This window comes from Streptomyces sp. WAC 04229 (assembly GCF_003947455.1).
GTDB lineage: Bacteria > Actinomycetota > Actinomycetes > Streptomycetales > Streptomycetaceae > Streptomyces.
Map to the genome: position 1 here is coordinate 1 of NZ_QHJH01000319.1, position 4,478 is coordinate 4,478.

Below are 4,478 nucleotides of genomic sequence, written 5' to 3' on the forward strand. Positions count from 1 at the left end.
ATAGGTCGTCGGCGGCATCAGGTGGGTATAAGAGGCAAGGCAGCCCTGACCGCGTGCTCGGTCGCGGGGGCGCCCGGCTTCCCCGTCCTGCGCACAGCGCGTACGACGGGCTCCAGTCGGGGTATCAGGCGGCTCAGCTCCCCGAGCGGATCGACGCCCGGCACCAGCTGGAGCACCTGCCTCGGCTCCCTCGGCCCACCCGGCGGGCCGGCCCCGCCGCCCGGCGTCCCCTCGCGCAGGGCGGGTACGAGCCCGGCGTTCAGCAGGGAGGACTTCCCCGCTCCCGAGGCGCCCACGAGCATGACCAGGCCGCCCGTGTCCTCGGCCGCGCGGAGCTGGGCGACCAGGGCCTGCGTGCTCCGTTCCCGCCCGAAGAACCAGTCGGCGTCCTGCCGGCGATAGGCGGCCAGCCCCCGGTACGGGCAGACCCCGCCGGCGGCCTGGGGCTCGGCCGCGGGGTGTTCCTCGTCCGCGGCGGACGGCGCGGGGCGTTCGCCCGTCGGGTCGGCCACCGCGCGCTCCCACAGGCGCTGCCACTGGACCAGGTCGTACAGTCCGGCGGAGACCGGTACGGGACGCGCCCGGCGCGCGAGCGGGACGAGGACGTGCAGGACGGCCGCGAGGGCGGGGAACTGGGCGGGGACGTTCTTGGCCCGCCGCCAGTCGCTGATCCGCTGGGCGGAGACCCTTACGGGGCGGCCCCGTTCGTCCACCCGCTGGAGCCGGACGACGGCCTCGGACACGCGTTTCAGAGGAGGGTTGCCCGCCTCCTTGTAGAGCAGTGCGAGGCGTTCCGCGAAGGCCGTGCGTGCCCCTGAGTCGAAACTCAAGGTCTCCACTCCTTACTTCCCCCGCACTTGGACGTCCGGACCGGAAAACTCACTCTATATGCCTGACCTGCGGCTACCTCGGTTCCGCGGGACCGGAACCTCCTCGCCGGCGACCTCAGGTGGCAGGATCCCGTCGCAGTGGCGAGTCGGCCGCGAGGCACCCTGACAGGTCAGCGGCTCGGTGTTCGCGGAGCCACCCCACGAGGCCGCACGTTCTCGGTCAGCTTTCGGTGGCCCGGTCCTCCCCGACCCGCTCCGGTACCACGCGCAGTACACCGCCGGCATGGTTCGGCACCGGTCCCCACGAGGGGAGGGACCGGTGCCAAACCATGCCGGCGCGTGTGCTGTCCGATTCCGCGGCCGCCGGATCAACACACGGGCGCAACGGGCGGGTTCGGCACCCCGGTCCGCGGGCAGGCACGTCGTGAAGGTTTGGAAGCCGACCGCCGCTGGAGCGCGTATGAGGATCTCCGTCGACCCCGAGCAGTGCTACGGCTCCGGTGACTGCGTCCACCGGGCCCCGTCCGTCTTCACCCAGGTGGGCGGTCTGGGTGCCGTGATACCCGGGCGGGAGTACGACATCGACGTGGACCGGGTGCGGGAGGCGATCGAGGGGTGCCCCGCCGCGGCGATCACCGTCTCGGGCGAGTGAGCCTGCGGGGAGAACCGGCCCCGTCCGCTGCCGGGACAGCGCCCCAGGCCCTGGTCACCCTCGCCGCCCGCTACGTGCGCCACGCGCCCGGCACCTTCGGGAAGTCGGCGCTCACCACGCACTGGCTGAACGCGCGGCTGCGGGAGCGGCCCCGCCGCAGGGTCGTCCGGGTGCGCTCCGGCGGCCTGTTCGCCGTGGACACGCGCGACCTCATCCAGCGGTACCTGTACCTGTTCGGCGCCTGGGAGCCGCACCTGACGGCGTGGCTGCGGCGCCGACTGCGCCCGGGGGACGGCTTCGTGGACGTCGGGGCGAACATCGGGGTCTTCAGCGTGCTCGCGGCTCAACTCGTCGGCGAGGAGGGCCACGTGGTCGCCATCGAGGCATCCCCCGACCTGCACCGCCGTCTGGTCGGGCACGCGCGGCTCAACGGCCTCCACAACGTCCGCGCGCTCAACGCCGCCGTGTCCGACCGCCGCAGGACCCTGCGCTTCGTGCTCGCCAGCTCACGGAACACGGGTGCGAACAGCATCGTCCCGTACGACGGTCCGGCGGAGTCCGGCTTCGAGGCCGAGGCCCGGCCGCTGCCCGAACTCCTCGACCCGGCGGAGCTGGCAGCCGCCCGGGTGATCAAGATCGACGTGGAGGGCGCGGAGGGCGGCGTCGTGCGCTCTCTGGCGCCGGTGCTGGGCGACCTGCGGCCCGACGCGGAGATCTGTGTCGAGGTCACGCCGGAACGCATGGCGCTGCTGGGGGACTCGGCCGACGATCTGCTGGGGGTGATGCGGGACGCCGGCTTCCACGTCTACCGCCTGGCCAACGACTACGCCCCCGGCAGCTACCCCGCGGCGCTGCGCGGTGAGCCGGGTGTGCCGGTCCGCTGGCGGGGGCCGGTCGTCGAGGAGAGCGACCTGGTCTTCTCCCGGGTGGACGCCGAGACGCTGCCCTGAGCTGCCGTCACGGCGGCGGGGCGGGCGGCCGTCACCGCCGTCACCGCCGCGGGTCCGCGCCCTCGGTCCGGTGCGGCGGGTGCCATCCGTAGGACGACAGGGCCCGCGCCCTGGCCTCCACCACCGCCATCCGGGCCTCCCGTTCGGCCGGGTCCACGTGGGAGGCCTGGCCGGTGACCTGGCCCTCCCACTTGCGGTAGAGCAGGCCCACCTCCTCGGTGAACCACCCCCGGCTCACGCAGTTCAGGGCCAGCAGCAGGCCGGTGTCCTCGGACGCCGGGAGGGCCATCCAGCCGCCGAGGGCGAGCAGCAGGTCGCGCCTGACGAGGAGCGTCGCCGGATGGACCTGGGCGCGGAATCCGTTGGCCCGCCAGAAGTCGAGCACCGCGCCGCGTTCGATCGGTCCGTGCGCGGGGTCGCCCGGGAAACCGGCCGTCGAGCCGTCGGGCAGCAGGTCCAGGGCCCGTGAGGTCGCCCAGCCGAGCCCGGGGTCGGCCTCCAGTGCGGTCAGGTCGCGGGCCAGGGTGCCCGGCGCGAGCCGGTCGTCGGCGTCCAGGACCTTCACGTACTCCCCGTCCGCGTGGGCCAGGGCCATGGTGCGGGCGACACCGGGGCCCGCCTGCCGGTCCCCGCGGCCCTGGCGGAAGACGACGCGCGGGTCGTCGGGCACGTGCGGGCGGACGTCGTGGGTCACGCCGTCCTCCTGGATCACCCAGCGCCAGTCCCAGCCGTCGGGCAACTCCTGGGCGGCCAAGGACGCGTGGGCCTCCGGCAGATAGCGCGCCGAGGGGCCGTGGACGGCCGTGACGATGACGATGCGCCGGCTCACGGGCGGCACTCACCACCTTTCCGCAGGAGTGCCGTACAGGCTATGACGCGCGAAGAGGCGCCGATGGGCGGGGGCCAGGCGGAAGCCGCAGGCGAGGTGAGCGCACACACGGCGGCGGCCCGGCTGCTCTGTCGAGCGGCCGGGCCGATTCTCGCGTGTGGTGCGGTACGCAGATCGCCGTCGTGTCGGGTCGGGCGGGGCGGGCGCGGTGCGAACCGGGCGCCGCCTCGGCTCGCTCAGCGTTGGAGCGGCGCGCTGTGCTGGGCCGGTGCCCCCGCGGTGTCGTCGCAGGGGAGGCCGGTGGCGGTCTCGGTGGCCGTGGCGGTCGCGTCGCTGAGCGGACGGTGCCGGCAACTGGGGGCCGAGCCGTGCGCCTCGGCGCGGATGCGCTGCTTCATCGTGGGGGGCAGGGAGCCGGCCCGGGACCAGGACCAGGGGACCGCCGTCGCGGGTGCCGCCTCGGGGGAGGCGCTCTCGCTCTTGCTGTGCGTTCCGGTCTGCGGCGTGGCCGCGGCGGCGGTCGTCGTGATGAGTCCGAGCGCCGTGCAGAGCGCGAGGAAGGCGGTGACGATGGTGGTCCACAGCGTCATGACCTTGTTCCGGGCCATAACCCCTCACTTTCAGGTTGGGCGATTTGCGTACTTTCCTCATGATGTGTATGCGGATCGCGAAGTGGTGGACCTACAGCCGTGGCGCGTCGATGTTCAGATGAACACAACCCGAATGGCCGCAAGAGGGTGGAAAAGATGCCAATACGGGAGAGAGGCGGGCGAAAAGTCACCTCGTGTAGGGGTGTGATCACCCTCCGATCAGAACGGGTTCGTCCGCTTCTGGAGGGCTTCCGCACACGGCAGTTGACCGCCGACGCAGGTCACCGATCGGTATCGGCCGGTGTGTATAGTCGGGCGCCAGAGGTCCCCTACGTCAAGGAAAGACGAGGTCGCGCGGTGAAGAAGCTTCTCCTGGTCGCACTGGCCGCCATCGGCGGGCTCCTCGTGTACCGCCAGATCCAGGCGGATCGCGCCGAGCAGGATCTGTGGACGGAGGCGACTGACTCCGTGCCCACGGGTTCCTGAGCACGACCGACATCCGGTCCCGAGCAGACCCCGGCCGTCAAACGGTCGGGGTTTTGTGTTGCCCGGATCTCCCCGCGGGGGCGCGGGGGCGCCGGCGCCGACGCGGGCGCGGCCGACTGCGGCCCCGCGCCCCCGGACCCG

At 73.2% G+C, this 4,478-nt stretch carries 5 protein-coding genes and 1 pseudogene; 3 read left to right on the plus strand and 3 right to left on the minus strand.

Annotated elements, in window-relative coordinates; genetic code table 11:
- Positions 1-38: 38 nt before the first annotated feature.
- Positions 39-839, minus strand: a pseudogene (locus DMH12_RS37250) (hypothetical protein); the annotation flags it as partial.
- A 451-nt stretch (positions 840-1,290) separates the two neighbouring features.
- On the opposite strand from DMH12_RS37250, the gene DMH12_RS37255 reads away from it, so the two are divergent.
- Both DMH12_RS37255 and DMH12_RS37260 read left to right on the plus strand, forming a co-directional pair.
- Positions 1,291-1,482 (plus strand): ferredoxin, encoded by a 192-nt coding sequence (locus DMH12_RS37255; protein WP_125495703.1) that lies wholly within the window; start codon positions 1,291-1,293, stop codon positions 1,480-1,482.
- Positions 1,483-1,556: 74 nt separating this feature from the next.
- Positions 1,557-2,432: an FkbM family methyltransferase gene (locus DMH12_RS37260; RefSeq protein WP_125495707.1), complete on the plus strand. Its 876-nt coding sequence runs from the start codon at positions 1,557-1,559 to the stop codon at positions 2,430-2,432.
- 40 nt (positions 2,433-2,472) lie between these two features.
- Here the strand turns inward: DMH12_RS37260 and DMH12_RS37265 are convergent, their stop codons facing one another.
- Both DMH12_RS37265 and DMH12_RS37270 read right to left on the minus strand, forming a co-directional pair.
- Positions 2,473-3,261, minus strand: a complete 789-nt coding sequence (locus DMH12_RS37265) for a glycosyltransferase family 2 protein (protein ID WP_125495704.1) — start codon at positions 3,259-3,261, stop codon at positions 2,473-2,475.
- A 236-nt stretch (positions 3,262-3,497) separates the two neighbouring features.
- Entirely contained in the window at positions 3,498-3,869 is a 372-nt protein-coding gene (locus DMH12_RS37270) for a DUF6344 domain-containing protein (RefSeq protein ID WP_125495705.1), read from the minus strand.
- A gap of 339 nt (positions 3,870-4,208) precedes the next feature.
- Between DMH12_RS37270 and DMH12_RS39505 the strand changes: the two genes are divergently transcribed.
- Complete coding sequence (locus tag DMH12_RS39505) at positions 4,209-4,337, plus strand: DLW-39 family protein (protein WP_003999697.1); 129 nt, start codon at positions 4,209-4,211, stop codon at positions 4,335-4,337.
- Positions 4,338-4,478: the final 141 nt, after the last annotated feature.

Excerpts from the sequence above, each read along its gene's own strand:
- DMH12_RS37255 (WP_125495703.1), top strand. The coding sequence starts at position 1,291 with ATGAGGATCTCCGTCGACCCCGAGCAGTGCTACGGCTCCGGTGACTGC.
- DMH12_RS37270 (WP_125495705.1), bottom strand. The coding sequence starts at position 3,869 with ATGGCCCGGAACAAGGTCATGACGCTGTGGACCACCATCGTCACCGCC.